This window comes from Streptomyces sp. ALI-76-A (assembly GCF_030287445.1).
Taxonomy (GTDB): Bacteria; Actinomycetota; Actinomycetes; order Streptomycetales; family Streptomycetaceae; genus Streptomyces.
This window is the reverse complement of record NZ_JASVWB010000002.1, coordinates 3,380,612-3,403,691: the sequence shown is the minus strand read 5'-3', so window position 1 is coordinate 3,403,691 and position 23,080 is coordinate 3,380,612. Positions and strand designations below refer to the sequence as shown.

Annotated in this window: 18 protein-coding genes; 11 read left to right on the top strand and 7 right to left on the bottom strand. The window is 72.6% G+C overall.

From position 1 onward, the window contains the following. The first annotated feature begins 57 nt into the window (after positions 1 to 57). The 3 genes from QQS16_RS16195 to QQS16_RS16185 all read left to right on the top strand — a co-directional run bounded on the left by QQS16_RS16195 (position 58) and on the right by QQS16_RS16185 (position 2,810). A complete protein-coding gene (locus QQS16_RS16195; RefSeq protein ID WP_286062409.1) occupies positions 58 to 309 on the top strand; it encodes a hypothetical protein in 252 nt (83 codons plus the stop codon). Further along, entirely contained in the window at positions 310 to 2,412 is a 2,103-nt protein-coding gene (gene malQ / locus QQS16_RS16190; RefSeq protein WP_286062408.1) for a 4-alpha-glucanotransferase, read from the top strand. A gap of 116 nt (positions 2,413 to 2,528) precedes the next feature. Further along, positions 2,529 to 2,810 carry a hypothetical protein gene (locus tag QQS16_RS16185; protein ID WP_286062407.1) on the top strand — a complete coding sequence of 94 codons (282 nt, stop codon included), beginning with the start codon at positions 2,529 to 2,531 and terminating at the stop codon, positions 2,808 to 2,810. A 235-nt stretch (positions 2,811 to 3,045) separates the two neighbouring features. Here QQS16_RS16185 and QQS16_RS16180 read toward each other — a convergent pair whose 3' ends face one another. Continuing rightward, positions 3,046 to 3,564 (bottom strand): MarR family winged helix-turn-helix transcriptional regulator, encoded by a 519-nt coding sequence (locus QQS16_RS16180; protein WP_286062406.1) that lies wholly within the window; start codon positions 3,562 to 3,564, stop codon positions 3,046 to 3,048. A gap of 153 nt (positions 3,565 to 3,717) precedes the next feature. Here QQS16_RS16180 and QQS16_RS16175 point away from each other — a divergent pair, with 153 nt between their 5' ends. Beyond that, positions 3,718 to 4,710 carry an EamA family transporter gene (locus QQS16_RS16175; RefSeq protein ID WP_286062405.1) on the top strand — a complete coding sequence of 331 codons (993 nt, stop codon included), beginning with the start codon at positions 3,718 to 3,720 and terminating at the stop codon, positions 4,708 to 4,710. Between the two features lie 282 nt (positions 4,711 to 4,992). On the opposite strand, the gene pepN (QQS16_RS16170) is transcribed toward QQS16_RS16175, so the two are convergent. Further along, positions 4,993 to 7,617, bottom strand: coding sequence for an aminopeptidase N (pepN, locus tag QQS16_RS16170; RefSeq protein ID WP_286062404.1), 2,625 nt, complete (start codon positions 7,615 to 7,617; stop codon positions 4,993 to 4,995). 109 nt (positions 7,618 to 7,726) lie between these two features. Between pepN (QQS16_RS16170) and QQS16_RS16165 the strand changes: the two genes are divergently transcribed. Further along, positions 7,727 to 7,864: a type II toxin-antitoxin system PemK/MazF family toxin gene (locus tag QQS16_RS16165; RefSeq protein WP_286066344.1), complete on the top strand. Its 138-nt coding sequence runs from the start codon at positions 7,727 to 7,729 to the stop codon at positions 7,862 to 7,864. Between the two features lie 79 nt (positions 7,865 to 7,943). Here the strand turns inward: QQS16_RS16165 and QQS16_RS16160 are convergent, their stop codons facing one another. Next, complete coding sequence (locus QQS16_RS16160) at positions 7,944 to 8,960, bottom strand: aspartate-semialdehyde dehydrogenase (RefSeq protein ID WP_286062403.1); 1,017 nt, start codon at positions 8,958 to 8,960, stop codon at positions 7,944 to 7,946. Between the two features lie 355 nt (positions 8,961 to 9,315). Between QQS16_RS16160 and QQS16_RS16155 the strand changes: the two genes are divergently transcribed. Both QQS16_RS16155 and QQS16_RS16150 read left to right on the top strand, forming a co-directional pair. Next, positions 9,316 to 9,855, top strand: a complete 540-nt coding sequence (locus QQS16_RS16155; protein ID WP_286062402.1) for a sigma-70 family RNA polymerase sigma factor — start codon at positions 9,316 to 9,318, stop codon at positions 9,853 to 9,855. A 1-nt stretch (position 9,856) separates the two neighbouring features. Next, positions 9,857 to 10,600, top strand: a complete 744-nt coding sequence (locus tag QQS16_RS16150) for a hypothetical protein (protein WP_286062401.1) — start codon at positions 9,857 to 9,859, stop codon at positions 10,598 to 10,600. 69 nt (positions 10,601 to 10,669) lie between these two features. Here the strand turns inward: QQS16_RS16150 and QQS16_RS16145 are convergent, their stop codons facing one another. Continuing rightward, on the bottom strand, positions 10,670 to 13,975 hold the full coding sequence (locus QQS16_RS16145) for a S8 family serine peptidase (protein WP_286062400.1): 3,306 nt from the start codon (positions 13,973 to 13,975) through the stop codon (positions 10,670 to 10,672). Between the two features lie 242 nt (positions 13,976 to 14,217). On the opposite strand from QQS16_RS16145, the gene QQS16_RS16140 reads away from it, so the two are divergent. From QQS16_RS16140 to QQS16_RS16130, 3 genes are all read left to right on the top strand, one after another. Next, on the top strand, positions 14,218 to 14,736 hold the full coding sequence (locus QQS16_RS16140) for an NUDIX hydrolase (RefSeq protein ID WP_286062399.1): 519 nt from the start codon (positions 14,218 to 14,220) through the stop codon (positions 14,734 to 14,736). Between the two features lie 199 nt (positions 14,737 to 14,935). Next, on the top strand, positions 14,936 to 16,699 hold the full coding sequence (locus tag QQS16_RS16135) for a TIGR03767 family metallophosphoesterase (protein WP_286062397.1): 1,764 nt from the start codon (positions 14,936 to 14,938) through the stop codon (positions 16,697 to 16,699). A gap of 118 nt (positions 16,700 to 16,817) precedes the next feature. Then, positions 16,818 to 17,981, top strand: coding sequence for a serine hydrolase domain-containing protein (locus QQS16_RS16130; RefSeq protein ID WP_286062396.1), 1,164 nt, complete (start codon positions 16,818 to 16,820; stop codon positions 17,979 to 17,981). An 86-nt stretch (positions 17,982 to 18,067) separates the two neighbouring features. On the opposite strand, the gene QQS16_RS16125 is transcribed toward QQS16_RS16130, so the two are convergent. Both QQS16_RS16125 and pepN (QQS16_RS16120) read right to left on the bottom strand, forming a co-directional pair. Continuing rightward, the gene (locus QQS16_RS16125) at positions 18,068 to 19,126 is read right to left on the bottom strand and encodes a hypothetical protein (RefSeq protein ID WP_286062395.1); all 1,059 of its coding nucleotides are present in this window, start codon (positions 19,124 to 19,126) and stop codon (positions 18,068 to 18,070) included. 213 nt (positions 19,127 to 19,339) lie between these two features. Further along, positions 19,340 to 21,925: an aminopeptidase N gene (gene pepN / locus QQS16_RS16120; protein ID WP_286062394.1), complete on the bottom strand. Its 2,586-nt coding sequence runs from the start codon at positions 21,923 to 21,925 to the stop codon at positions 19,340 to 19,342. A 170-nt stretch (positions 21,926 to 22,095) separates the two neighbouring features. Here pepN (QQS16_RS16120) and QQS16_RS16115 point away from each other — a divergent pair, with 170 nt between their 5' ends. After that, on the top strand, positions 22,096 to 22,758 hold the full coding sequence (locus QQS16_RS16115; protein WP_286062393.1) for a mycothiol-dependent nitroreductase Rv2466c family protein: 663 nt from the start codon (positions 22,096 to 22,098) through the stop codon (positions 22,756 to 22,758). Positions 22,759 to 22,800: 42 nt separating this feature from the next. Here the strand turns inward: QQS16_RS16115 and QQS16_RS16110 are convergent, their stop codons facing one another. After that, the gene (locus QQS16_RS16110) at positions 22,801 to 23,028 is read right to left on the bottom strand and encodes a hypothetical protein (protein ID WP_286062392.1); all 228 of its coding nucleotides are present in this window, start codon (positions 23,026 to 23,028) and stop codon (positions 22,801 to 22,803) included. Positions 23,029 to 23,080: the final 52 nt, after the last annotated feature.

Below are 23,080 nucleotides of genomic sequence, written 5' to 3'. Positions count from 1 at the left end.
CGCGGCCACTGGGTAGGGCTGCGGTATCCGCTCGTCGTACTCGACAAGGAGGCACCCGTGGCCGCATCGGCACACCTTCTGCTCTCGGCCCTCTCCAAACCCGGGGCGGACCGGTCCGCCCTGCCCGAGGCGGAGCCGTCCGCCGTGCCCGAACTCCACCTGTGCGTGTTCAGCGCGGAGGGCGCCTGCGGCGAGGCCCCGCTCACCAGCGAACCGCCCCTGCCCGACGCCGAACCCCTGACCAGCGAGCCGCCGCTCGCCGACGCCGCCCCGCTGACCAGCGAGTCCGATACCCACGCGGAGCCGTAGATGACCGCGCCCCGGCCGGCCGAGCCGCCCTCCGAGGATCTGTCCAGGCTCGCCGTGCTCTACGGCGTGGCCACCTCCTTCAGCCCTTCCCCGGACCGTACGGTCGCGGCCTCGGCGACCGCCGTCACCCGCACCCTGACCGCCCTGGGCGTCGCCGTCGACACCCCCGAGGCGGTCCGCGCCGCGCTCGCCGCCCGGGAGCGGGAGCTGCGCGAGCGGCTGCTGCCGCCCACCGTCGTGCGCTGGAGCGGCGGCCCGTGCGCCGCCCTCGACGCCCTCCCGGCCGGCACCCGGCTGCGCGTCACCACCGAACAGGGCGAGACCCGCGCCGCCGCCGACCAGCTCCCGCCCGGACTCCACCGGCTGACCGCCACCGCCCCCGACGGCCGCACCGCCGAAGCCCACCTGGTCGTCGCCCCGGCCCGGCTGCCCGCGCCCCCCGGACGCTCGTACGGCCTGCTCGTCCAGCTCTACTCCCTTCTGTCCCGGCACTCCTGGGGCATGGGCGACCTCGGTGACCTCGCCGAACTGGCCTCCTGGGCCGGCCGCGCGCTCGGCGCCGGATTCGTTCAGGTCAACCCGTTGCACGCGGCCGTGCTCGGCACCCCCACGGACCCCTCCCCCTACCGGCCCTCCTCGCGCCGCTTCCCCGACCCGGTCCACCTGCGGGTGGCGGACATCCCCGAGTACGCGCAGGTCGCCGACCGCGCGGCAGCGCGGGGCCTGGCGGAGCGGGCGGAGCGGCTGAGCGCGTCGGTGCTGGAGAAGGGCGCGCTGATCGACCGGGACGCCGTGTGGGAGCTCAAGCGGGAGGCGCTGGAGCTGGTGCGGGAGGTACCGCTCGGTCCGGGCCGGCGCGCCGCCTACTGCGACTACCTCGCCGAGCAGGGCGAGGCCCTGGAGGACCACGCCACCTGGTACGCGCTCGCCGAGGTGCACGGCTCCGACTGGCACCGGTGGCCGGCCGGCCTGCGCGACCCGCGCTCGGCCGACACCGCGCGCGCCCGCCGGGAGCTGATGGACCGGGTGGACTTCTACTCCCTGCTCGCCTGGCTCACCGACACCCAGCTCACCGCCGCCCAGCGCGCGGCACGCGAGGCGGGCATGCCGGTGGGCATCGTCCACGACCTGGCGGTGGGCGTGCACCCCGGCGGCGCGGACGCGTGGGCGCAGCAGGAGTACTTCGCGGCGGGCATGTCGGTCGGCGCCCCTCCGGACGCGTTCAACGCGCGCGGCCAGGACTGGGGCCTGCCGCCCTGGCGCCCGGACCGCCTGGCCGAGTCCGGCTACGCGCCCTTCCGCGCCCTGCTCAGGGCGCTGTTCCGTTACGCCGGCGCCCTGCGCATCGACCACGTCATGGGACTGTTCCGCCTGTGGTGGGTCCCGCTGGGCGAGGCACCCACGGACGGCACGTACGTCCACTACGACGCCGAGGCCATGCTCGCCGTCCTCGTGCTGGAGGCCTCACGGGCCGGGGCGGTGGTGATCGGCGAGGACCTGGGCACCGTGGAACCGGGTGTGCGGGAGTCGCTGCGCGAGCGGGGTGTGCTCGGCACGTCGGTCCTGTGGTTCGAGCGGGACTGGGAGGGGGACGGCCGTCCGCTGCCCCCCGACCACTGGCGGGCCGACTGCCTGGCCACCGCCACCACCCACGACCTGCCGCCCACCGCCTCCCGCCTCACCGGCGAACACGTCGAACTCCGCGACCGACTGGGCCTGTTGACCCGGCCCCTGGAGGAGGAGCGGGCCGAGGCGGCGGCGGACGCGGCGGAGTGGCTGGAGCTGCTCGCCCGGCTCGGCCTCCTTCAGGGCAGCGGCGGCGGCACCGACCCGTCCTCGGAGGAGGCGGAGATCCAGGCCGTGCACCGCTTCCTGCTGCGCACCCCGGCCCGCATGCTCGGCGTCTGGCTCCCCGACACCGTCGGCGACCGCCGCCCCCAGAACCTCCCCGGCACCTGGGACCAGTATCCGAACTGGCGCCTGCCGATCGCGGACGCGGAGGGGAAGCCGGTGACCCTGGAGGAGCTCGCGGCGTCGCCGAGGCTGCACGCGCTGGTGGAGGTGCTCCGGGCCCGGGACGCGGGGCCGCCCGGAGCGGGGTGAGGAGACGTCCGGCCGGCCGAGGTGCCCAGACACCCGGCCGGGCTTCCGCCCCTCGTACGCGCCTCATACGGCACCCCGGACGCGCACCCCCGAACCCCGTTGGATACGTTGGCACCGTGGACAAGAAGAACGCCCTGCGCGCCGGCGCCCTGGCCGCCGGTACGACGCTGATGATGTTGCTCCTGTCGTCCCCCGCCTCGGCGCTGACCCGCGACGACGGTGACGACCCCGGCACGGGCCTGAGCGTCGTCGAGACGCTGGGCCTGTTCGTCGTGGCCCCCATCGTGCTGTTCGCGGTCATCGCCGGCCTGGTGATGGTCCTCGACAAGTCGCACGAGTCGCACCGGGTGACCAGCCGCAACATCAGGACCAAGCCCAAGGCCGACGCGAAGGCCTGACCGCGGCGGTTCTTCCGCCCCGGACGGTGTGCGGCCGACCCGGCAGGACCGGGTCGTCACGCCTTCCCCGGGCACGCCGCGACCCCTCGGTCCGGCCTGCCCCCGCCTCGATGCCATCAGGGCGCCGTCTCCCGCTCCCGTGCCCGCGTCCGCCGCACGGGGGTGCGAGGCCGGCGCCCTCGGCCTGTCACGGCCGGAGCGGTGGCTGCCTTCTCCGGTGACTGCTCCTCGGGGGCTACTTCGCCGGCGTCTCCGTCGACAACAGCAACTCCCGCAACAGGCCGGCCAGGTGGCCGGCCTGTTCGGCGTCCAGGGCGGACAGGGCCTCCGTCTGGACGGCGAGGCCCGCGCCGACCGCGCGGTCGACCAGTTCCAGTCCCTTGTCGGTCAGGGTGACCTGGAGGCCCCGGCGGTCGTGCGGGTCGGGGGAGCGGCGCAGCAGTCCGGCCCGTTCCAGCTTGTCGAGGCGGCCGGTCATCCCGCCGGTGGTGAGCATGAGCGTGGCCGACAGCTGACGGGGCGAGAGGGTGTACGGCTCGCCGGAGCGGCGCAGGGTGGCCAGGACGTCGAACTCGCCGCGCCCGATGCCGAGCGCCGCGTACGCCCTCTCCGTGCGGTCGCCCATCGCGCGTGAGAGCCGGTAGATCCGGCCGAAGACCTCCATGGCGGCGGTGTCGAGGTCGGGCCGCACCTCGGCCCACTGCTCGATGATCGCGTCCACCGGGTCCCCGCGCCGCGCGCGCTGTGCACTCATGGAGCGAGTATCCGTCCCGCTTCCGGTCGCCCGCAAGAAAGTAGCTTGACTGTAAGTTGCTTAGGGCTAAGCTACTTAAAGCCGAGCTATCTGCCGGCTATCCACCAGGCTGTCTGCCCAGCCTGCCCAGCCGCCTTTCGAAGGGTGCCGGTCATGAAGCGGCCCGCGGTCGTCCTGCTCACCGCCCTCGCCCCGGTCTCCTGGGGCACCACGTACGCCGTCACCACCGAGTTCCTCCCGGCCGACCGACCCCTGTTCACCGGTCTCGTGCGCGCCCTGCCCGCGGGACTGGTCCTGCTGGCCCTCGCCCGGGTACTGCCGCGGGGCGCCTGGTGGGGGAAGGCGGCGGTGCTCGGCGCGCTGAACATCGGGGCCTTCTTCCCGCTGCTGTTCCTGTCGGCGTACCGGATGCCGGGCGGGATGGCGGCGGTCGTCGGCTCGGTCGGCCCGCTCTTCGTCGTGGGCCTGTCGGCGCTGCTCCTGGGGCAGCGGCCGACGCCACGGAGTGTGCTCACCGGGATCGTGGCCGCGTCCGGGGTGAGCCTGGTCGTACTGAAGGCGGCCGGGGCGCTCGACACGGTCGGCGTGCTGGCGGCCCTCGCCTCGACCGCCTCGATGTCCGCCGGCACCGTCCTGACCAAGCGGTGGGGCCGCCCCGACGGCGTCGGCCCGCTGGCCCTCACCGCCTGGCAGCTGACCGCGGGCGGCCTGCTCATCGCCCCCGTCGCCTTCCTGGCCGAGGGCGCGCCGCCCGCGCTGGACGGCCGGGCGGTCGGCGGCTACCTCTACCTGGCCCTCGCGAACACGGCGGTCGCGTACTGGCTCTGGTTCCGCGGCATCGGCCGGCTCACCGCCACCCAGGTCACCTTCCTCGGCCCGCTGTCACCGCTGACCGCGGCGCTGGTCGGCTGGGCGGCGCTCGGCCAGGCGCTGACTCCGGTGCAGCTGGCGGGCATGGCACTGGCGTTCGCGGCGACGGTCGCCGGACAACTTGGCCAGGGCGGCACGGGGCCCGCACGCCCGGCCGACCCGACCGGGAGGGACGCCGGGAGGGGCGTTGCCGGGAACGCCGTGGACGCCGGGATGGGCGGCGGTGATGCCGGGAAGGCCGTGCTGGACGGGACGGTCGTGGCCGTGCGGCGGTAGTGCCGGGCGCCCGGGCGGCCCGGCGTCGTGGCCTTCCGGCCCCCCGGCGGCGGCCCGGCGTCCTGAGCGCCCCCGGCCTTCCGGCGGCGCCCCCGCCCCGGCGTCCTGGCGGCCCGGCTTCCCGGCGCCCGGCCTTCCCAGCCTCCCCGGTCCCCCGATCACCGGTGAGTCAGGGGCGGGGCGCGGCCCCGGCGCGCACGACGAACGGGGGCGTCCGGTTCGCTACCGGACACCCCCGTTCGTCTCGTCGCTCGTCGCTCGTCGTACGGGACGAGACCGCCGCTACTCGGCCGCTGCGTCCGCTGCCGCCGCGTCCGCCGCCTGGGCCTTCAGGGCGCGTTCCACGCCCGCGCGGGACTCGGAGACCAGCCGGCGCAGGGCCGCGTTGGGCTCCGCGGAGGCCAGCCACTCGTCCGTCTTGCGCAGGGTCTCCTCGGAGACCTGGACCGACGGGTAGAGGCCGACCGCGATCTGCTGGGCGATCTCGTGCGAGCGGGTCTCCCAGACGTCCTTGACCGCCGCGAAGAACGCGTCCGTGTACGGGGCGAGCAGGTCGCGCTGGTCGGTCTGGACGAAGCCGCCGATGACCGCCTCCTGGACGGCGTTCGGGAGCTTGTCGGACTCGACGACCGACGCCCACGCCTCCGCCTTGGCCTCCGCCGTCGGACGGGCGGCCCGGGCGGTGGCCGCGTGCCGCTCACCGGCGGCCGTCCGGTCCCGCTCGTACTCGCCGGCGATCTCCGCCTCGTCGAAGCGCCCCACCGCCGCCAGCCGCTGCACGAACGCCCAGCGCAGCTCGGTGTCGACGGCCAGGCCCTCGATCGTCTGGGTGCCCTCCAGCAGGGCGTCCAGCAGGTCCAGCTGCTCCGGCGTGCGGGCCGTCGCGGCGAACGCGCGCGCCCAGGCCAGCTGGTGGTCGCTGCCCGGTGCCGCGGCGCGCAGGTGCGCCAGCGTGGCGTCCGTCCAGCGGGCCAGCAGCGTCTCGCGGGCGGCCGGGTCGGCGTACAGCTCGATCGCCAGCTTCACCTGGCGGTGCAGCGACTGCACGACGCCGATGTCGGACTCCTTGCCGATGCCCGAGAGGACCAGGGACAGGTAGGCGCGGGCCGGCAACTCGGCGTCGCGGGTCATGTCCCACGCCGACGCCCAGCACAGCGCGCGGGGGAGGGACGACTCGAAGTCGCCGAGGTGCTCGGTGACGAAGGCGAGGGACTGCTCGTCCAGGCGGACCTTGGCGTACGACAGGTCGTCGTCGTTGAGCAGCACCACGGCCGGGCGGCGCTTGCCGACCAGCTGCGGCACGGCGGTCAGCTCACCGTCGACGTCCAGCTCGACCCTCCCCCACTCTCGGCTTCGCTCGAGCGGGGGGACCCCCATGCCGCGCACCAGCTTGCCGCTGCCCTCGTCCAGGTCGTACAGGCCGACCGCGATGCGGTGCGGGCGCAGGGTCGGCTCGCCCTTGGCACCCGTGGGCAGGGCCGGGGCCTCCTGGCGGATCGCGAAGGAGGTGACGACACCGTCGGCGTCCGTCTCGATCTCCGGGCGCAGGATGTTGATGCCGGCGGTCTCCAGCCACGCCTTCGACCAGGACTTCAGGTCGCGCCCGGAGGTCGTCTCCAGGGCGCCCAGCAGGTCTGACAGGCGCGTGTTGCCGTACGCGTGCGCCTTGAAGTACGCCTGCACGCCCGCGAAGAACTCGTCCTCACCGACGTACGCCACGAGCTGCTTCAGCACCGAGGCGCCCTTGGCGTACGTGATGCCGTCGAAGTTGACCAGGACGTCGTCCAGGTCGCTGATGTCCGCCATGATCGGGTGGGTGGAGGGCAGCTGGTCCTGCCGGTACGCCCAGGTCTTCATGGAGTTGGCGAACGTCGTCCAGGACTGCGGCCAGCGCGAGCCGGGCGCGGCGGCCTGGCAGGCGATGGAGGTGTAGGTGGCGAACGACTCGTTCAGCCACAGGTCGTTCCACCACTCCATGGTGACCAGGTCGCCGAACCACATGTGGGCCAGCTCGTGCAGGATCGTCTCCGCCCGCACCTCGTACGCGGCGTCGGTCACCTTGGACCGGAACACGTACTGGTCGCGGATGGTGACCGCGCCCGCGTTCTCCATCGCGCCCGCGTTGAACTCCGGCACGAACAGCTGGTCGTACTTCTTGAACGGGTAGGCGTAGTCGAACTTCTCCTGGAACCAGTCGAAGCCCTGCCGGGTCACCTCGAAGATGGCGTCCGAGTCGAGGTGCTCGGCGAGCGAGGGACGGCAGTAGATGCCGAGCGGCACGGACTGGCCGTCCTTCTCGTACACACTGTGCACGGAGTGGTACGGGCCGACGATCAGGGCGGTGATGTACGTCGAGATGCGCGGCGTCGGCTCGAAGACCCAGACGCTGTCCTTGGGCTCGGGGGTGGGCGAGTTGGAGATGACCGTCCACCCCTCCGGCGCCCGCACGGTGAACTGGAAGGTGGCCTTCAGGTCGGGCTGCTCGAAGCTCGCGAAGACCCGGCGGGCGTCCGGCACCTCGAACTGGGTGTAGAGGTAGGCCTGGTTGTCGACCGGGTCGACGAACCGGTGCAGGCCCTCACCGGTGTTGGTGTACGCGCAGTCCGCGACGACCCGCAGGATGTTGCGGCCGTCCAGCAGGTCCGGCAGCGCGATCCGGGAGTCCGCGAAGAGCTCGGCGGGGTCGAGCGGGTCGCCGTTGAGGGTGACTTCGTGGACGGTCGGCGCGACCAGGTCGATGAAGGTCTCCGCGCCGCTCTCCGTGACATCGAAGCGCACCGTGGTCACGGACCTGTAGGTACCGCCCTCCTGCGCGCCGGAGAGGTCGAGATCGATCTCGTACGAGTCAACGGTGAGCAGCTTCGCCCGCTGCTGCGCCTCTTCGCGAGTCAGGTTTGTGCCAGGCACGCGGTCATCTCCTCGTTATGGGTGGGTTGCGCCATCCTTCCATGAAGGCCCCCCGTCACGACGCGCGTCCTGACGTTCCGGATACTCCTCCGGCGCGGACGAGTGCCACCTGCCCGAGGACTCCGAGGCGCGGTGCGAGCAGCTCGGAGCCGTCGCTCCGGAGCGCCTTCCTCGGCGGCTCGGCACGGTGCCGCGGCAGGGCGCGGCGGAGATCGACGCGGCACTCCGGCGTCACCTGGCTCCGTGACCCACGGAACCTCTCCGACACCGGAAGGGGGGCGGTCACCGGCTGTATGACCGCCCCCCTTCTCCCGCTTTCACGTGTCCTACTTGCCGAGCTCCGCCGCCACCAGCTCCGCGATCTGCACCGCGTTCAGCGCGGCGCCCTTGCGGAGGTTGTCGTTGGAGACGAAGAAGGCCAGGCCGTTGTCGACCGTCTCGTCCTGGCGGATGCGGCCCACGTAGGACGGGTCCTGGCCGGCCGCCTGGAGGGGGGTCGGGACCTCGGTGACCGCGACGCCGGGAGCGCCGCCGAGCAGCTCCTTCGCGCGCTCCACGCTGATCGGCCGGGCGAAGCGGGCGTTGACCTGGAGGGAGTGGCCGGTGAAGACCGGGACGCGGACGCAGGTGCCGGAGACCTTCAGCCCGGGGATCTCCAGGATCTTGCGGGACTCGTGGCGCAGCTTCTGCTCCTCGTCGGTCTCGTGCAGACCGTCGTCGACGATGGAGCCCGCCAGCGGGAGCACGTTGTAGGCGATCGGCGCCACGTACTTGTGCGGCGCGGGGAACTCGGCCGCCGAGCCGTCGTGCGCCAGCTTCGGAGCGTCCTCGCCGACCTTCTTGACCTGCTCGAACAGCTCCTCCACGCCGGCCACACCGGAGCCGGACACCGCCTGGTAGGTGGCGACGACCAGCGCCTGGAGGTCCGCCTCGGCGTGCAGCGGCTTCAGGACCGGCATCGCGGCCATCGTGGTGCAGTTCGGGTTGGCGATGATGCCCTTGGGGCGGACGGCGGCCGCGTGCGGGTTCACCTCGGCCACGACCAGCGGCACGTCCGGGTCGCGGCGCCACGCCGACGAGTTGTCGATCACGACCGCGCCCTGCGCGGCGACCTTCTCGGCCAGCGCCTTCGAGGTCGAGCCGCCCGCGGAGAACAGCACGATGTCCAGCCCGGTGTAGTCGGCCGTCGACGCGTCCTCCACGGTCACGCCGTCCAGGACCGTCCCCGCCGAGCGGGCCGAGGCGAACAGGCGCAGCTCGGTCACCGGGAAGGCACGCTCCGTGAGAATCCTGCGCATGACCGTGCCGACCTGACCGGTGGCTCCGACGATTCCGACCCTCACGGCGACTCCTTCTGCGTGCTCTCTACGTGACCTGCGTGTGCCCGGTGTGTGGCCGAGGCGTTTCCATCATGCGGTCAGTCCCGGCCCGCCTGTCCAATTCTTTGCGCGCGGCGCCCGAGGAATGGGACGCGACCGGTCGGGCGACGGCCGTGGTTCTCCACACCCACCCCGCCCGAACTGGAGGAATTCGCCCGGCGACGGCTCCGGACCGCAAGCTGTGCTGCCCGGTCCCTGCCCACACCGCGAGCGGCCACGCGAAGGTGTGACGTACGCCTCCGCGGAACGCCGGAAAAGAAGGGTGAACGTTCCGGCCGCCGGTGGCGTCATAGGGGAAACGCGGGGGAGAGGGGTGGCTGTGCTGCGCAGAAAGGCCCGCCGCGGCCAGGCGGACGGTCAGCACGGTGTGCTCGACGATCCACTGGACGCGGCCCAGGAACGCCGGGTGCGGGCGGTGCTCGCCCTGGGCGGGGTGCCGCAGGCGGACCTGCCGGACGGGGTGCAGCAGGTCCGCCTGCGGTTGCTGGAGCGGGTGGCGCGGGGGGACGAGGCGCCGCGGGACGTGTCCGCGTGGGCGGCGGTCGTCGCGTCCAACCTGGCCATGGACTGGCACCGGGCCAAGCGCCGCCAGGAGCGCATCGGTGAACGCCTGGCCTCCCTGCGCCAGCCGGCACACCCCTCCGGCGAGGACACCAGCCTGCTCTCCCTCGCCGTCGCCCAGGGCCTGGACGAGCTGCCCGACGCCCAGCGCCAGGTCGTCGTCCTGCGCTTCTACGCCGATCTGCCGGTACGCGGGATCGCCGAGGAGCTCGGCATCCCGGAGGGCACGGTGAAGAGCAGACTGCACACGGCCGTACGCGCCCTGCGGGCGCGGCTGCACGAGGACGAGGTGGTGTGACGTGACCGCCGAACACGACGGACACGACGGACGCGCCGGCATGGACGCGCTGATGGCCGCCATCATCGACGAGCCCTTGTCGGACGCCGCCCGCGCGGACGCCGGCTTCATGGCCGAACACCGTTCCGCCGAGTCCGATCTGGCGCTGCTGCGTGAGCAGTTGGGCGTCATCGGGCACGTGCTCGGGGAACCTCCGCCGCCCGCCCATGCCCCCGAGCCGGTTCTCGTACGCCCGTCCCGCACCCGGCGCCGTACGCTCCACCTCGCCTTCGGCACCGTCGCGGTGACCGCCGTCGCGGCCGTGCTGTCGGGCATGGCGTGGCTGCTGACCCAGGCCTCGGGGGACGCCGGCGTCATGTCGGACGGCGCCGACAGCGGGGCCGCCAAGCAGGAGGCGGGCGGGGACGCCTTCGGCAGCCCCCAGTACCTCGCCTGCTCCCGCCTGCTGGCCGAGGGCAGGGCGAGTGCCGTGGAGCGGATTCCCGGCACCGAGACACTGCGTGTCACCGTGCGGGTGACCCGGTACTACCTGCCGGAGCCGCCGCCCAAGAACGCGGAGGAGGTCACCTACATGGCCGACAGTGCCCTGGTGGCCGACCTGAGCGCGGGTGATCAGGTGCTGCTCCGCATCGCCCGGGGGGACAGCCGGCCCGACCACTGGATCGTCGGCGAGCGGGAGATCGCCCCCGAACGGTCCCGGCTCACCCGCTCGCTGGCCGAGTCGCGCGGGCTCACCTGCGAATGAGCGCCTGAGCGCACGAGAAGGGGCGGGCGCCCGTCCGACGAGCGCCCGCCCCCTGCCGTACCGGACCGGTTACGGCGTGACCTTCTCGATCTTCACGTTGCCGGTGCCCGCGGCCGTGCCGCGGGCGTTGACCAGCTGGACCTGGCCGAAGAACTCACGGCCCGCCGGGGCGGCCGCGGCGGCGACGACGCTGCCGGAGACCGTCGTGGAGTCGCCCGTGCCGAGCTTCACCGGCGTCGAGCCGTCGACGGTGACGTTGCCGAGGGCGGCGGAGAAGAACACGTCCTGGTAGTCGTAGGCCGTGGTCCCCGCCGGGATCGCGTAGCCGATGACCTGGACGGTGTACGTGCCGGCGGGCGGGGCCGGGATCGACACCGTCTCCTCCGAGTCGCCGTCGGCTGAGCTGCCCACCTCGGTGCCGGCCGCGTTCGTCACGACCAGGTCGAGGTCGGCCGCCGGGTCGGAGACGTTGCCGATGGCGACGTCCAGCGACCTGGCGCCCGCGGGCACCTCGACCGTGGTGGTCTGCGTCTCGCCGGTGGCGATGGTCGGCCGGGCCGACTTCGCGGAGCCGAGCGGGCCGCCCACCAGCTTGCCGTCGATCGCGGCGAAGCCGTTGGTCACCTTCCAGGAGGCGGCGGCCGGGGTACCGACCTTGGCCTCGGGCACGGTCACGGTCTCCGGGTCGAAGACCGCGCCGAGGACGGCGACGTCCAGCTTGTACGGGTTGTCGAGCAGCGGCGAGGTGCGGCGCGACTCGACCTCGATCTCCCAGACACCGGGCCGGGGGTCGGCGTACGACCGCACGTCCGGCTTGCAGCCGTTGCCGGCGAGGTAGTTGTTGTAGCAGTACGGGGTGCCGGTGGTGTCGGACGGGACGCCGGTCGGGTCGATGGCGATGAACCGGGTCTGGCTCGTGGCCTTCAGCCCGCCGATCGCGACCTCCAGGGACTTGGCGCCCTCGGGGACGGTCACGAAGTACGACTGGGTGCTGTTGCGCTGGACCGTGCCCGATGCCGCGTAGGTGTACTTCAGCGGCTGGGAGACCACGACCGTCGACATGACCTGCCGGTCGATGCCCTCGGTCTTCGGGTCGTCGACCTCCAGGATCGCGCTCTTGAGGCCCGCGGACTTCGGCGCGGCCTGGACCTTCACGGTCACCGGCTGGTTCAGCGGGAGCCGCACCTCGTCGGAGCCGACGATCCGGAAGGTCTTCGCGGCGTTGTTCTCGAAGTACAGCTCGTGCCGGACCGGCTTGTCCGGGCCGGACGTACGGGTGATCGTGACGTCGTACGTCTTCTTCTGCCCGGCCTTCAGGCCGCCCTCGCGGTCGTAGAGGCCGGTGCCGGAGCCCGGCGTCTTCAGGAACTGGTCGATCGCGGTGTCGACCGGCGCCTTCACCGTGTAGGTGTGGGCGGTGGCGCCGTCGAGGACCGAGTCCCAGGCGTCCGGGATGTTGATCAGGCCGACCCCCTCCTCGTACGCCTGCACACCCTTGATGTGGTCGGCGGTCGAGGTGAGCGCGGTGCGCAGGGTGGCGGGGGTGAGGTCGATCTTCTTCGCCTTGGCGGCGCTCAGCAGCAGCGCGGACGCGCCCGCGGCCTGCGGGGACGCCATCGACGTGCCCTGGAGCATGCCGTAGCCGGCCGGCAGGGTGTAGCCCGCCTCGGCGACCGGGGCACCCGGCAGCCAGGTCTGGATCGTGTTGATCGCGGCGCCGGGGGCGACCAGGGTCGGCGTGAAGCCGCCGTCCTCACGCGGACCGCGCGAGGAGAACGGCATCATCGCGTACTTCTTCTCCACGACCGAGCCGTAGTTGGCGGCCCAGGTCTCCTTGGAGATGGACGCGCCGACCGAGATGACCTTGTCGGCCAGGCCCGGGTCGCCGATGGTGTTGGCGCCGGGGCCGGAGTTGCCGGCCGAGATGACCAGCTGCACGCCGTAGGTGTCGATGAGGCGCGTGTACAGCTCGGCGCGCGCGTTGTTGCCGTCGTTCAGCGCCGGCAGGCCGCCGATCGACATGTTGACGATGTCGACACCGCGGTTGACGACCAGGTCGATCATGCCCTCGGTGAGGGCGACGTTGGTGCAGCCCGGGCCGAACACGCAGGCACGGGACGAGACGATCTTCGCGCCCGGCGCGGCGCCGTCCATCCTGCCGCCGAACAGCCCGTTCGCGGCGGTGATGCCGGCCACGTGGGTGCCGTGCTCGCTGGAGATCATGCCGATGTTGACGTAGTCGGCCTTGGCGCCGGCCGCGTTGTAGACGACGTCCTTGCGGATCTCGACCACGAACGGGATGCGCTCGGCGACCTCGGTCGCCGGGTTGTCCGTGCCGAAGTAACCGATCTGGTAGCCGTCCTTGTACGGCTTCATCGGCTGCTCGTCGGCGAAGTCGCGGTCGTCGTCCAGGTCGACGCGCACGGTGCCGGCCGCGGCGTCGTACAGCACGCCCCAGACGTCGGTGGTGTCGCCGTCGCGGTTGACGTCGCCGAGCTGGTCGCCGCCCGCGGTCGCGGACTCGTAGAAGTAGTTGAACCTGTACGAGCCGGCCGGGGCCGAGAACGCCTCGGCGCTGCCGCCGACGGGGGTCGCGGTGAACGCCGGGCCGGCCACCGAGGTGAGCATCCGGCGCCACGAGCCGTCGCCGTCGTTGACCGGGTCGGTCGCCGTCACCCAGTCGACGATCTTCCGCTCACCGGTGGTGGTCTTCTGCAGCGCCGGGTGGGCGATGTCGACACCCGAGTCGAGGACGCCGATGGTCACGCCCCGGCCGTCCGCCTTCGGGTGGTCCTCGACGAAGTCGACGGCACCCGTCTCGAAGGACGGGTTGTACGGGTTCTCGGCGGGGGTCTTCCGGTTCGGCGCGGGATACCCGGCCGTGCCCTTGCCCGCGGCGCCCTTGGCGGCGTCCGCGCTCGGTGTCGGGTCGTCCAGCAGGATCTCCTGGCGCAGGTCGACGCCGTGCACGGAGGGGAGCTTCACGGCGGCGGCGATGGCGGCGTCCGCCTTGCCGGTGGGCACCGTGGCGCGGACGTAGCCGAGCTTGTCGTAGGTCTTGCCGACCAGGCCGCCCTGGACGGCGTCGAGCTGCCCGGCGACCTTCTCGGTCTGGCCGGGCGCGGTCGCGACCATCAGCGTGACGCTCTTGTCGCCGTCGGCCTTGGCCTCGGCGAGCGCGTCGGCGTCGTCGGAACCGAGCTTGTCGTGGGCGGACTTCACGCCCGGGTCGGCGGCGACGGGCGCTTCGTCGGCGGCGAGGGCCATCGGAACCGGCCCCGCGGCGGAGAGTGCGGCCACCAGACCGGCGGCCACGGCGATCCGGACCGCGCGTCTCGCGCCGGATATCGGATCGCGCTGGGGGGTGAGGGTCATCGGCATCCCTTGTAGGTAAAGGAACGAGCGGTGTGCGACCGGGGTTGATCGGGCGCCGGTCGCGCTGGTCCGGAATGTGATCCCGGACGATCGCACAGCTTTACCCATGGGAAGGACGCTCAGGGAGAGTTGACCGAATCGATATGAGGGCATGGGGAAAACCCCCTATGCCCTATGCGGAGATGGGGCCCGAAAGGTGCAAGTCGCCTGGAAAGCGTCCCTGGATGGGTTAACGTCCGTAGGTGCGAAGGAAGTTGCGGGTGGCGGCCTACGCCCTGTGCGTGCGCGACGGACAGCTGCTGCTCTCCCGGTCCCCGTCGCCGGACGGCGGCCCGCCGGAGTGGACCCTCCCCGGCGGCGGCATGGAGCACGGCGAGGATCCCTACGACACCGTCCTGCGGGAGGTGGCCGAGGAGACCGGATACCGCGTCGAGGTCACCGGCCTGCTGGGCACCCACTCGTTCCACCGCGTCTTCCCGCACCGCTTCGGACGCGCCGTCGACTTCCAGGGCGTACGGCTCTTCTACGAGGGCCGGATCGCCGACGGTGAACTGCGTTACGAGATCGGCGGCTCCACGGACATGGCCGCCTGGCTCGACCTGGACGCCGTGCCGGGCCTGCACCAGACGCCGATGGTCGGGATCGGACTGCGGCTGTGGCGCGAACGGCCGCCCACCGGACGGCTCGACACCCCGCTCGACACGCTGCCCGGCACCCCGCCCGGAACGGCTCCCCTACCCGGGCAGATGAACACGGAGTAGCCGCTCCCCGGCCGTCCGGGGAGCGGTCGAGGGCGCGCAGGGTAGTCCAAGATCCACGTACGGTGATCGGCGCTGCGCGTTGCCGCCTCGTTCACGCGCAGGTCATGCCTGGTGCCAACGATCCAGAGTGAGCGGGATGTTCGCGACAGCGACCGCCCCGCGACCCTGCCGACGCGTTCGCACTCGGGGAGATCGCGCCATGTCGCGCACACGCTCTGTCGCCGGTTCCGCACTCGGGGCCCACCGCCGTACCGTCCTCGCCGCCACCGCGGCGGTCACCCTCTCCGCGGGCGCCGGCTACGCCCTGCGGCCCACCGACAGCCAGGCCGCCCCGACGACCACCGGCGCGGGCGCCGCCCAGGTGCCCGTGGCCCAGTCCCGCGTCGCCCCGGCCGCGCCGCTCGCTCCCTACACCCGCGGTACCACCCTCGCCACGGTCTCCGCGCCGCGCACCCGGACCGGCTTCCGCCGCCTCGGCGACGGCCCCGGCTGGAGCCGCACGGTCCGCGGCGAGCTGGCCGCGCCCCGGACCGGGCGGGCCGGCCGCCGCACCGCCCTCGCCGCGTTCGTGCAGCTCACCGACCTGCACCTGATCGACACCCAGCACCCGATGCGGCTGGAGTACCTGCGCTCCACCGACATCCACGCCTGGCGGCCGCACGAGGCGCTGACCGTGCCCGGCGCCATCTCGCTGGTCGAGCGGATCAACGCGCTGCGGGGCGCCCCCGTCACCGGCACCCCGCTGCACTTCGCCATGACCACCGGCGACAACACCGACAACAACGCGAGGACCGAGCTGGACTGGTTCCTGACGATCATGAGCGGCGGCCGGGTCACCGCCAACTCCGGCGACCCGCGCCACTACGAGGGCGTGCAGAACAGCGGCCTCAAGCAGTACTGGCAGCCCGGCACGACCGTCCGCGACACCGACAAGCAGCTCGGCTTCCCGCACCTGGAGGGCTATCTGGCCGCCGCGCTGCGGGAGTTCAACAGCCCCGGCCTGAACCTGCCCTGGTACTCCACGGTCGGCAACCACGACTCCATGCCGCTCGGCTGCTACGGCCACGGCGACTCCTGGCTCGCCGAGTACGCCGTCGGCGGCAAGAAGCTGATGAGCCTGCCCGCGGCCGAGGCGAAGAAGCTCCAGGACGCCATCAGGAACGCCACGGACCCCCAGGGGACCGCGTTCCGCGACCTGCTCAAGGCGCACACCCGGGACATGCGCTCGGTCACCCCCGACGAGCGGCGTGCCCCGTTCACCGCCGCCGAGTACCTCGAGGCCCACCTGGATCCTGCCTACCAGGGCCTCGGCCCGGTAGGTCACGGCTACTCCACCGCCAACCTCGACACGGGCACCCAGTACTACAGCTTCCGCATCGCCGACGACGTGATCGGCATCAGCCTCGACACCACCGACCCGGGCGGCCACTACCAAGGGTCCGTCGGAACGGCCCAGTTGAGATGGCTGGACAGGACGCTGCGGGACAACAAGGACGCGTACGCGGTGGTCTTCAGCCACCACACCAGCGAGACGATGACCAACACCCGCCCCGACCCGGCCCGTCCCGGCGAGCGGCGCCACAACGGCCAGGAGGTGATCGCCCTGCTCGGCAGTCACGCGAACGTCCTGGCCTGGGTGAACGGCCACATCCACCGCAACGAGATCACCCCGCACTCCGCGCCCGACGGCCGCTCCTTCTGGGAGATCTCCACCGCCTCCCACGTCGACTACCCGCAGCTCGCCCGGGTGATCGAGCTGGTGGACAACAAGGACGGCACCCTGTCGGTCTTCACCACCTGCGTCGAGTCCTCGGCGCCGCACCGCACGGACTTCGGCGACCTCTCCCAGACCGGTCTGGCCGCCCTCTACCGCGAGCTGTCCCTCAACGCGCCCGGCGCCGGCCAGAACCTCGCGGGCGACGCGGAGGACCGGAACACGGAGCTGGTGCTGAAGAAGGGCTGAAAACCGCCCAACCGGACGCGGTGTCTCAACTTCCGTGCCGGCGACGGGGTCCCTCCGTCCGACCGGGCCCGACGGCGGCCCGACGGCTGCTCGATGGTGAGCGGGAGGGGGGAAGAGCATGACGGTACGGACGAGGTGGACGGCGGCGACCGCGGTGGCGCTGTCGGTGGCCCTGGCGGGACCCGCGGTCGCGGCGGGACCGGCCGGAGGCGGTGGCCGGCCGGCCGGAGGCGGTGGCCACGAGGCGACCCGTGAGGCCGCCGAGGCGGCCGTCGAGGCCGGGGTGCCCGGGGTGACGGTGACGGCGAAGGACCGGCGGGGCACCTGGTCGATGACAGCCGGCGTCGGCGACCTGGCGACGGGCCGGCCGCGTTCGGCGCGGGACCACTACCGCGTGGGCAGCGTCACCAAGACCTTCGTCGCCACGGTGCTGCTCCAACTGGAGGCGGAGGGCCGCCTGTCGCTGGACGACACGGTGGAGAGGTGGCTGCCGGGACTGGTCCGCGGGCACGGCCACGACGGCCGCGCGATCACCCTGCGCCGGCTCCTCAACCACACCAGCGGCGTCTACGACTACACGGACGACCGGACCTTCGTGGAGACGTACGTCCTCGCGGACGGCTTCCTGAAGCACCGCTACGACCGCAGGACCCCCGAGGACCTGATCGCCGTCGCCATGGCCCACCCGCCGCGCTTCGCACCGGGCGCCTCCTGGTCCTACTCCAACACCAACTACACCCTGGCCGCCCTGGTGATCGAGAGGGTCACGGGCCACTCGTACGGAGCCGAGGTCCGCGACCGCATCGTCGAACCCCTCGGGCTGACGGGCACCTCGGTCCCCGGCACCCGGCCCACCCTGCCCCGGCCCAGCAGCCGCGCCTACTCCAAGCTGGCCGAGGACACCACGGGACCCACCTACGACGTCACCGAGCTGAACCCCGCGCTGGCCTTCGGCTCCGGCGACATGGTCTCCACCTCGGCCGACCTCGGCCGCTTCTACTCCGCCCTCCTGCGCGGCCGGCTGCTGCCGCCCGCGCAGCTGAAGGCCATGAAGACCACGGTGACGGACACGCCGATCCCCGACGTCGACTACGGGCTCGGCCTCGGCGACATCACGCTCAGCTGCGGCGTCCACGTCTGGGGCCACGGCGGCGACATCCACGGCTCCTCCACCGAGGCCGTGACGACGGCGGACGGCCGCCACACCCTCGCGCTCAACGTCAACGGCGACTGGTCGGGCGACACCGAGGCCGTGGTCGAGGCGGAGTTCTGCGGCGGGTAGCGACGGGCGACGGGCCGCGCGCACCGGACGTACGTACCGGGCACGCGGCCCCTGCTCCCCCCTCCTGGTGCCGCTCGGGCCCGTCATCACCGGGGCAGGACCAGGACATACGCGGCGGGGTCCCGGTCGCCCGCCGCCATCAGGGCCGTACGCACGACCGTCGCCTGCTGGTCCAGCGCGTCCCGGAGCTTCTTCGGGGTGATGTGGACGACCGTGATGCCCAGCCGCTCCAGGTGCTCGCGCTTGCGGGCGTACTCGGACCACAGGGCGTCGTCGCCCTCCCGGTGGCCCTGCCGCGGGGGGCGGGTGTCCAGTTCCACCGCCACCGCCTGTTCCGGCCAGTACGCGTCCAGGCCGCCGAGCTGCGGGCCGCCGGGCAGGCGCAGGTCCACGTTCCACACCGGGTCGGGCAGGCCGTACTCCCGGACCATCCGGTAGAGGCGGTCCTCCGCGATGGCCCGGCCCTCCGCGAGGAGGGAGTCCACCGCGTCCACCACGTGCGGCCGGCTCAGCAGCTTGGCGTTGTTCAGCTCCCGTACCACCGCGGCGGGTTCGCAGTGCCCGCCGCGTACCGCCTCGGTCAGCAGCCGGCGTACGGCGCCCGCGTCCGTCAGTGCGGCCACCGCGTCGGCCAGGGCGCGTGGCACCGGGGCCACCGGCAGGCCCGTCACCGGCTCGGGCGTGGGCAGCGTGGCCGTCCGCACGATCCGCGCGCACCCCGTCGAGCGCAGCCGGCGCAGACGGGGGACCAGGACGTCGACGCGGTCCAGGGAGAGCAGGGGCGGGGCCGAGCTGAAGCCGTACAGGGTGAGCGCCGCCATGCCGGTGATCATCGCGTCCGCGTACACCGGGCGGTGCGGGTCGTCCGCGCCGGGCTGGGCCGGGACCCCGGCCGTCTGCTCCCGGGCGGCGTACATCAGCACCGCGTGCAGCCGCTCCTCGCTGGTGGGCGGGCCGGGGTGGAGCAGGAAGACCCCCGGGAGGATCTGCTGCCAGGGCCCGCCCGCCCGGCAGTGTTCGCTGATCTCCGCGACCGAGACGCCGTGCGAGCGGAGGTGGGCGGTGGTCAGGACACGGCGGGGTGCCTCGGACTGGTGCCGGAGGGGGCGGGGGGAGAGCGGGGGGACCGGGGTGTTGTGGTTCATGACCGGCAGATTCCCGCTCCTGGACCGGCCTTGAACCGCTGTTACACGGCTGTCGGCAAATCCGGACAATGCAGCACTAAAGGACGAGTGTTCGGATGCCGAGGAGAGTGCGGAAAACCCCTGATCCGTTCGGGTGCGGTCCAGGGGTTACGGGGTCTGCTGCCTGAATTCCGTAACGGTGACCGGACACTCAGGCCTTGGCCATGATTCCGCTCAGTTCGCGGCCGACGCCGCCGCGTCGCACTCCTGTCCCCGCAACGCGCGTGCCAGGTCGTCCCGTGCCTCCAGGACCAGTCGGCGCAGGGCGGGCGCCGCGTCCTCGTGCGCCGCGAGCCACGCGTCCGCCGCGTCCAGCGTCGCCCGCGAGTGCTGGAGGGACGGGAACATCCCCTGCACCACGTGCATCGCGATCTGGATCGACCGCTCCCGCCACACCCGCTCGATCACAGCGAAGTACTTCGGCGCGTACGGCGCGAGCAGGTCCCGCTGCGAGGGCCGGTCGAAGCCCGCGATCGTCGCCTCGACCAGGGCGTTGGAGAGGGCGTCGGACTCCACCACCTGCGCCCACGCCTGCGCCTTCACCGCCGCCGACGGCCGCGCGGCCAGACAGCGGACCTGGTGGCGCTTGCCGGACGCCGTGTCGTCCCGGGCCAACTCCGCGGCCAGCGCGGCCTCGTCGGCGGCTCCGTGGGTGGCGAGCGGTTCCAGGAAGGCCCAGCGCAGCTCCTGGTCGACCGTCAGCCCCTCGACCTGCTCGGTGCCCGCCAGCAGGTCCTGGAGCAGCTGGAGATCGGCCGGTCCGGACGCCACCGACGCGAAGAACCGCGCCCACGCCAGCTGGTGCTCGCTGCCCGGCCCGGCCGCCCGCAGCTCCCGCAGGGCGCCCTCCGCCAGCAGCCGCCCGCCCGTCTTCCGCCACTCCGGCGCCACATAGTTGACCAGCGACGAGTTCGCCCACGCGTGCAGCATCTGGAGCACGCCGATGTCGGACTCGCGCCCCGCGAACCGCAGCACCAGGTCCACGAAGTCCCGCGCCGGCAGCAGAGCGTCCCGGGTCATGTTCCACAGCGCCGACCAGCACAGGGCCCGGGCGAGGGGGTCGGTGAGGTCCCCGAGGTGGGCCTTCAGCGTCTCCAGTGAGGCCGTGTCGAAGCGGATCTTGCAGTACGTGAGGTCGTCGTCGTTGACCAGGACCAGGTCCGGAGCCTCGGCACCGGCCAGCTCCGCCACGACCGTACGCGGGCCGTCGACATCCGCCTCGGCGCGGGCGTACCGCTCAAGGGCGCCCTCGGCACTGCGCCGGTACAGGCCCACCGCCACCCGGTGCGGGCGCAGTTCGGGGTGCGACTCGGCCGCCTCCTGCACCACCGCCAGTTCGTCGACCCGGCCGTCCGCGGCCAGCAGCACCTGCGGGGTCAGCGCGTTGACCCCGGCCGTCTGAAGCCAGGCACGCGACCAGGCGCCCATGTCCCGGCCGCTGGTCTCCTCGAGGACCGACAGCAGGTCGCCCAGCCGGGTGTTGCCGTACGCGTGCCGCTTGAAGTAGCGCCGCGCGCCCTCCAGGAACGCGTCCTGCCCGGCGTACGCCACCAGCTGCTTCAGCACGCTGGCGCCCTTGGCGTACGTGATGCCGTCGAAGTTCAGCTTGGCGTCCTGGAGGTCACGGATGTCCGCGGTGACCGGGTGCGTGGACGGCAACTGGTCGGCGCGGTACGCCCAGGCCTTGCGGCGGTTGGCGAAGGTGATCCAGCCGTCCTGGAAGCGGGTGGCCCCGACCAGCGAGAACGCGCCCATGAAGTCGGCGAAGGACTCCTTCAGCCACAGGTCGTCCCACCACTCCATGGTGACCAGGTCGCCGAACCACATGTGCGCCATCTCGTGCAGGATCACGTTGGCGCGGCCCTCGTAGGAGGCCCGCGTGACCTTGCCCCGGAAGATGAACTCCTCCCGGAAGGTCACCAGGCCCGGGTTCTCCATCGCGCCCAGGTTGTACTCGGGCACGAACGCCTGGTCGTACTTCCCGAACGGGTACGGGTAGTCGAAGTGGTCGTGGAAGAAGTCCAGGCCCTGCTTGGTCACCAGGAACACGTCGTCGGCGTCGAAGTGGGGGGCCAGGCCCTTGCGGCACAGGGCACCGAGGGGGATCTCCAGCGTCGTGCCGTCGTCGAAGGTGCGGGAGTACGTGTCCGTGACGTAGTGGTACGGGCCCGCGACCACACACGTGATGTACGTCGAGATCGGCTTGGTCTCCGCGAACCGCCAGACGCCGTCGGCCCGTTCGCCGACGCCGTTGCTCCACACCGTCCACCCCTCCGGCGCCCGCACCTCGAAACGGAACGGTGCCTTGAGGTCCGGCTGCTCGAAGTTCGCGAAGACCCGGCGGGAGTCGGCCGGCTCGTACTGCGTGTAGAGGTAGACCTCGCCGTCCTCGGGGTCGACGAAGCGGTGCAGGCCCTCGCCGGTACGGGAGTAGGCGCAGCGGGCGTCGACGATCAGCTCGTTGTCGGCGGCCAGGTCCTCCAGCACGATCCGGGAACCGTCGAAGACCTCGCTGGGGTCGAGGTCCTTGCCGTTGAGGGAGACCGCGGTCACACTCGGCGCGATCAGGTCCGCGAAGCTGGACACGCCGGGCTCGCTGCACCGGAAGCGGATCGTGGTGACCGAGCGGAAGGTGCGCGGTCCGTCACCGGTGTCCTCACCGACCGCCGTCCGGACGTCGAGGGACACGTCGTACCCGTCGACGGACAGCAGGGCGGCCCGCTCGCGGGCCTCGTCGCGGGACAGGTTCTCACCGGGCACGGATGGCACTCCCTCGGATCGTGTTCGACATGCGGACCAGGGCTGATCCTCCCACGGGCCCTGGCCTCGCGGCAGTCGGGAATGGGGCGGGGCAGGGCCGGTGTTCCGGTCAGGGGCGACCGTCGCGCCGCCCGCCCGCCGTACCGTCCACCGCACTCTCGAGGAGACCCATGTCCGAGACCGCCGTCGCTTCCGGCAGGACCCCCGTCGACTTCTGGTTCGACCCGCTGTGCCCGTGGGCCTGGATGACCTCCCGGTGGGTGCTGGAAGTGGAGAAGGTCCGGGACATCGAGATCCGCTGGCACATCATGAGCCTCGCGGTACTGAACGAGGACAAGCTCGACGAGCTGCCCGAGGAGTACCGGGACATGCTCGCGACCCAGGCATGGAAGCCGGTGCGTGTGGTGACCGCGGCGTGGCAGAAGCACGGCGCCGATGTTCTCGGCCCGCTCTACACGGCGCTCGGCACCCGTATCCACAACGGCGGAGAGGGCCCGACCCTCGAGGCGATAGCGGCGGCCCTCGACGAGGTCGGCCTGCCCGCCGACCTGATCGAGTACGCCGACCAGGAGGACTTCGAGTTCGACGCCCAGCTGCGCGCCTCCCACAAGGAGGGCATCGAGAAGGTCGGCCAGGAGGTCGGTACCCCGGTCATCGCGGTCCCCGGCCCCGACGGCGAGGAGATCGCGTTCTTCGGCCCGGTCGTCACCCCGACCCCCCAGGGCGACGACGCCGTCCGCCTGTGGGACGGCACCCTCGCTGTCGCCTCGGTCCCCGGCTTCTACGAGATCAAGCGGACCCGCACGAAGGGCCCGGACTTCAGCAACCTGTAGGCACTCCCGCGGGACCGGCCGCGACCACCTGCCGACGGGGCGTCAGAAACCCGTCGGCAGGAACGCGCCGACCCGCCAGTCGTTCTTCTTCTGCACGCGGCGGCAGCCGTCGTTCTGGCAGCGGTGGAAGGCCTTCGCGACGAAGCGGTCGCCCTCCAGCTTCGGCAGCAGCGCCAGCTCGGCGGCGGTGATCTCCGCGTCGCCCTTCAGATCCCGGAAGTCCTGCAACCGGTCGTGGCAGGTCGGACTCGGGCATCGCACAAATGTCATGAGCGCCTCCTGGGGGACGGCCGCGCCGCTCTCACGACGCGGTGCGGGGAGC

What these genes read in the sequence shown, in the direction of transcription:
- QQS16_RS16110 (WP_286062392.1), bottom strand. Translation starts at nt 23,028, where the DNA reads ATGACATTTGTGCGATGCCCGAGTCCGACCTGCCACGACCGGTTGCAG.
- malQ (WP_286062408.1), top strand. Translation starts at nt 310, where the DNA reads ATGACCGCGCCCCGGCCGGCCGAGCCGCCCTCCGAGGATCTGTCCAGG.
- QQS16_RS16145 (WP_286062400.1), bottom strand. Translation starts at nt 13,975, where the DNA reads ATGACCCTCACCCCCCAGCGCGATCCGATATCCGGCGCGAGACGCGCG.
- QQS16_RS16180 (WP_286062406.1), bottom strand. Translation starts at nt 3,564, where the DNA reads ATGAGTGCACAGCGCGCGCGGCGCGGGGACCCGGTGGACGCGATCATC.
- QQS16_RS16130 (WP_286062396.1), top strand. Translation starts at nt 16,818, where the DNA reads ATGACGGTACGGACGAGGTGGACGGCGGCGACCGCGGTGGCGCTGTCG.
- QQS16_RS16115 (WP_286062393.1), top strand. Translation starts at nt 22,096, where the DNA reads ATGTCCGAGACCGCCGTCGCTTCCGGCAGGACCCCCGTCGACTTCTGG.
- QQS16_RS16175 (WP_286062405.1), top strand. Translation starts at nt 3,718, where the DNA reads ATGAAGCGGCCCGCGGTCGTCCTGCTCACCGCCCTCGCCCCGGTCTCC.
- QQS16_RS16135 (WP_286062397.1), top strand. Translation starts at nt 14,936, where the DNA reads ATGTCGCGCACACGCTCTGTCGCCGGTTCCGCACTCGGGGCCCACCGC.
- QQS16_RS16125 (WP_286062395.1), bottom strand. Translation starts at nt 19,126, where the DNA reads ATGAACCACAACACCCCGGTCCCCCCGCTCTCCCCCCGCCCCCTCCGG.